Here is a 5542-nt window from a genome sequence, read left to right as displayed (position 1 = left end):
AAAAACTGAAACACCTTGAACGTTAAACGCCCGGAGGGCGCGGTTGACTCCGCACCAAAGGAAGCGTCCGTTCCTTGAGAACTCAACAGCGTGCCAAAAGTCAACGCCAAAGAAACACCCCCGGCGCTGAACGTCTTCCCACTCGGGAAGCAGCGGTCAGTGTTGGTGGTTCCTTTGAAGAAAATCCTGGGTTCCGTCAGTGGGCCCAGGTCACAGCAAGGACGCCGGCGACATACCCGGACTATTCCTCCGGGAGAGTCGCCGCTCACTTATTGTGTTCCACCGGATTACCGGTGAACATCAATGGAGAGTTTGATCCTGGCTCAGGACGAACGCTGGCGGCGTGCTTAACACATGCAAGTCGAACGCTGAAGCCCTTCGGGGTGGATGAGTGGCGAACGGGTGAGTAACACGTGGGCAACCTGCCCTGCACTCTGGGATAACTTCGGGAAACCGGAGCTAATACCGGATAACATCCTCCTCCGCATGGTGGGGGGTTGAAAGTTCCGGCGGTGCAGGATGGGCCCGCGGCCTATCAGCTTGTTGGTGGGGTAGTGGCCTACCAAGGCGACGACGGGTAGCCGGCCTGAGAGGGCGACCGGCCACACTGGGACTGAGACACGGCCCAGACTCCTACGGGAGGCAGCAGTGGGGAATATTGCGCAATGGGCGAAAGCCTGACGCAGCGACGCCGCGTGAGGGATGACGGCCTTCGGGTTGTAAACCTCTTTCAGCAGGGAAGAAGCGAAAGTGACGGTACCTGCAGAAGAAGCACCGGCTAACTACGTGCCAGCAGCCGCGGTAATACGTAGGGTGCGAGCGTTGTCCGGAATTATTGGGCGTAAAGAGCTCGTAGGCGGCCTGTCGCGTCGGATGTGAAAACTCGGGGCTTAACCCCGAGCCTGCATTCGATACGGGCAGGCTAGAGTTCGGCAGGGGAGACTGGAATTCCTGGTGTAGCGGTGAAATGCGCAGATATCAGGAGGAACACCGGTGGCGAAGGCGGGTCTCTGGGCCGATACTGACGCTGAGGAGCGAAAGCGTGGGGAGCGAACAGGATTAGATACCCTGGTAGTCCACGCCGTAAACGTTGGGAACTAGGTGTGGGCGACATTCCACGTCGTCCGTGCCGCAGCTAACGCATTAAGTTCCCCGCCTGGGGAGTACGGCCGCAAGGCTAAAACTCAAAGGAATTGACGGGGGCCCGCACAAGAGGCGGAGCATGTGGCTTAATTCGACGCAACGCGAAGAACCTTACCAAGGCTTGACATACACCGGAAACATCTGGAGACAGGTGCCCCTTTTGGTCGGTGTACAGGTGGTGCATGGCTGTCGTCAGCTCGTGTCGTGAGATGTTGGGTTAAGTCCCGCAACGAGCGCAACCCTCGTTCTGTGTTGCCAGCATGCCCTTCGGGGTGATGGGGACTCACAGGAGACTGCCGGGGTCAACTCGGAGGAAGGTGGGGACGACGTCAAGTCATCATGCCCCTTATGTCTTGGGCTGCACACGTGCTACAATGGCCGGTACAATGAGCTGCGATACCGCGAGGTGGAGCGAATCTCAAAAAGCCGGTCTCAGTTCGGATCGGGGTCTGCAACTCGACCCCGTGAAGTCGGAGTCTCTAGTAATCGCAGATCAGCATTGCTGCGGTGAATACGTTCCCGGGCCTTGTACACACCGCCCGTCACGTCACGAAAGTCGGTAACACCCGAAGCCGGTGGCCCAACTCGCAAGAGGGGGAGCCGTCGAAGGTGGGACCAGCGATTGGGACGAAGTCGTAACAAGGTAGCCGTACCGGAAGGTGCGGCTGGATCACCTCCTTTCTAAGGAGCACATAGCCGAATGTGGCCATCTGTGCCACACGGTTGCTCATGGGTGGAACGTTGACTATTCGGTGGGATCTTTCAAAGATCTTCGTGAGTACTGCTCTTCGGGGCGTGGAAAGCGCGGGTCGGTCGGAGGCTTCCGCCGGGCACGTTGTTGGGTCCTGAGGGAATGGGCCCGGCCCCACAGCCTGTTGGCTGTTGGGGCTGGTCTGTTGTCTCGGGAAGGTTCCGATCCTCGGACGGTTTTCGAACCGCCAGTCGCAAGATTGGTAGGCGTGGCCTGAGTGTTCGTGGGAATCGGTTGTTGTTTGAGAACTGCACAGTGGACGCGAGCATCTGTGGCCAAGTTGTTAAGGGCGCACGGTGGATGCCTAGGTACCAGGAACCGATGAAGGACGTGGGAGGCCGCGATAGGCCCCGGGGAGCTGTCAACCGAGCTGTGATCCGGGGGTGTCCGAATGGGGAAACCCGGCAGTCGTCATGGGCTGTCACCCGCACCTGAATATATAGGGTGTGTGGAGGGAACGCGGGGAAGTGAAACATCTCAGTACCCGCAGGAAGAGAAAACAACCGTGATTCCGAGAGTAGTGGCGAGCGAAATCGGATGAGGCTAAACCGGTCACGTGTGATACCCGGCAGGGGTTGCGTGATCGGGGTCGTGGGAGTGTGCTTGATCGGTCTGCCGGCCGGTCGGCGAGTCAGAAACCGTACATGTAGTCGAAGGACATGCGAAAGGTCCGGCGTAGAGGGTAAGACCCCCGTAGACGAAACATGTGCGGCTTGCTTGCGCATTTCCCAAGTAGCACGGGGCCCGAGAAATCCCGTGTGAATCCGGCGGGACCACCCGCTAAGCCTAAATATTCCCTGGTGACCGATAGCGGACTAGTACCGTGAGGGAAAGGTGAAAAGTACCCCGGGAGGGGAGTGAAATAGTACCTGAAACCGTGTGCCTACAAGCCGTGGGAGCGTCGCCATCCGCGTTTAGTCGTGGGTGGTCGTGACTGCGTGCCTTTTGAAGAATGAGCCTGCGAGTTTGCGGTGTGTGGCGAGGTTAACCCGTGTGGGGTAGCCGTAGCGAAAGCGAGTCCGAACAGGGCGATTGAGTCGCGCGCCCAAGACCCGAAGCGGAGTGATCTAGCCATGGGCAGGGTGAAGCGCGGGTAAGACCGTGTGGAGGCCCGAACCCACCAGGGTTGAAAACCTGGGGGATGACCTGTGGTTAGGGGTGAAAGGCCAATCAAACTCCGTGATAGCTGGTTCTCCCCGAAATGCATTTAGGTGCAGCGTCGTGTGTTTCTTGCCGGAGGTAGAGCACTGGATTGTTGATGGGCCTCACCAGGTTACTGAGATAAGCCAAACTCCGAATGCCGGTAAGTGAGAGCGCGGCAGTGAGACTGCGGGGGATAAGCTCCGTGGTCGAGAGGGAAACAGCCCAGAGCACCGACTAAGGCCCCCAAGCGTGCGCTAAGTGGGAAAGGATGTGGAGTCGCAGAGACAACCAGGAGGTTGGCTTAGAAGCAGCCACCCTTGAAAGAGTGCGTAATAGCTCACTGGTCAAGTGATTCCGCGCCGATAATGTAGCGGGGCTCAAGCGCACCGCCGAAGTCGTGTCATTCGTACATGTAGCCAAGCCTTCGTGGTTCAGGCGTACGGATGGGTAGGGGAGCGTCGTGCAGCGAGTGAAGTCGCGGTGGAAACCAGCGGTGGACGCTGCACGAGTGAGAATGCAGGCATGAGTAGCGAATCACACGTGAGAAACGTGTGCGCCGGATGACCAAGGGTTCCTGGGGCAGGCTAATCCGCCCAGGGTAAGTCGGGACCTAAGGCGAGGCCGACAGGCGTAGTCGATGGACAACGGGTTGATATTCCCGTACCCGCTACGATGCGCCAGCGCCGAACCTCGTGATGTTAAGGCCGTGAAGCCGCCGGGATCCTTCGGGTGAACGGTTTTGGTGGAGCCGCCGAACCAATCGGGTAGTAGGTGAGCGATGGGGTGACGCAGGAAGGTAGTCCAGCCCGGGCGGTGGTAGTCCCGGGGTAAGGGTGTAGGGCGTTGTGTAGGCAAATCCGCACAACACGAGCCTGAGACCTGATGCCGACCCGATTGTGGGGAAGTGGATGATCCTATGCTGCCGAGAAAAGCCTCTAGCGAGTGTCGTGGCGGCCCGTACCCCAAACCGACTCAGGTGGTCAGGTAGAGAATACTAAGGCGTTCGGGTGAACTGTGGTTAAGGAACTCGGCAAAATGCCCCCGTAACTTCGGGAGAAGGGGGGCCATTGTTGGTGAGGAGACTTGCTCTCCGAGCTGGTGGTGGCCGCAGAGACCAGCGAGAAGCGACTGTTTACTAAAAACACAGGTCCGTGCGAAGTCGTAAGACGATGTATACGGACTGACGCCTGCCCGGTGCTGGAACGTTAAGGGGACCGGTTAGCTCTTCGGGGCGAAGCTGAGAACTTAAGCGCCAGTAAACGGCGGTGGTAACTATAACCATCCTAAGGTAGCGAAATTCCTTGTCGGGTAAGTTCCGACCTGCACGAATGGCGTAACGACTTCTCGACTGTCTCAACCACAGGCCCGGTGAAATTGCACTACGAGTAAAGATGCTCGTTTCGCGCAGCAGGACGGAAAGACCCCGGGACCTTTACTATAGTTTGATATTGGTGTTCGGTTCGGCTTGTGTAGGATAGGTGGGAGACTGTGAAGCGGACACGCCAGTGTTCGTGGAGTCGTCGTTGAAATACCACTCTGGTCGTGCTGGATGTCTAACCTGGGTCCGTGATCCGGATCAGGGACAGTGTCTGATGGGTAGTTTAACTGGGGCGGTTGCCTCCTAAAGGGTAACGGAGGCGCCCAAAGGTTCCCTCATCCTGGTTGGCAATCAGGTGTCGAGTGTAAGTGCACAAGGGAGCTTGACTGTGAGACCGACAGGTCGAGCAGGTGCGAAAGCAGGGACTAGTGATCCGGCGGTGGCTTGTGGAAGCGCCGTCGCTCAACGGATAAAAGGTACCCCGGGGATAACAGGCTGATCTTCCCCAAGAGTCCATATCGACGGGATGGTTTGGCACCTCGATGTCGGCTCGTCGCATCCTGGGGCTGGAGTAGGTCCCAAGGGTTGGGCTGTTCGCCCATTAAAGCGGTACGCGAGCTGGGTTTAGAACGTCGTGAGACAGTTCGGTCCCTATCCGCTGTGCGCGTAGGAGTCTTGAGAAGGGCTGTCCCTAGTACGAGAGGACCGGGACGGACGAACCTCTGGTGTGCCAGTTGTTCTGCCAAGGGCATGGCTGGTTGGCTACGTTCGGGAGGGATAACCGCTGAAAGCATCTAAGCGGGAAGCTTGCTTCGAGATGAGGACTCCCACCAACTTCGGTTGGGTAAGGCCCCCGAGAGACGATCGGGTTGATAGGCCGGGTGTGGAAGCCCTGTAAGGGGTGGAGCTGACCGGTACTAATAGGCCGAGGACTTGTCCTCAGTTGCTACGCGTCCACTGTGTGGTTCCCGAACCGCAATCGGTTTCGGGGAACCCGTTTGATAATTGAATCACCGCATGTGATTTCTGGTTCACCGAACGACCCGTGATTGTCGGGTTCGATGGTTTTCCGGTGGTCTTGGCGGAGAGGAAACGCCCGGTCTCATTCCGAACCCGGAAGCTAAGCTCTCCAGCGCCGATGGTACTGCACTCGAAGGGGTGTGGGAGAGTAGGACGCCGCCGGAATC

3 rRNA genes are annotated in these 5542 nt (G+C 58.2%); all 3 read left to right on the top strand.

What is annotated here, in order from left to right:
- Positions 1-300: 300 nt before the first annotated feature.
- Positions 301-1824: ribosomal RNA gene (locus ACZ4FV_RS51570) — 16S ribosomal RNA — on the top strand.
- A 343-nt stretch (positions 1825-2167) separates the two neighbouring features.
- Positions 2168-5296, top strand: a 23S ribosomal RNA gene (locus ACZ4FV_RS51565).
- A gap of 127 nt (positions 5297-5423) precedes the next feature.
- Positions 5424-5540, top strand: a 5S ribosomal RNA gene (gene rrf, locus ACZ4FV_RS51560).
- The 16S, 23S and 5S rRNA genes sit together here, the layout of an rRNA operon.
- The last annotated feature ends 2 nt before the right edge of the window (positions 5541-5542 follow it).

The organism is Embleya sp. NPDC025285 (genome assembly GCF_055558835.1).
This window is presented reverse-complemented; position numbering and strand designations above follow the sequence as displayed.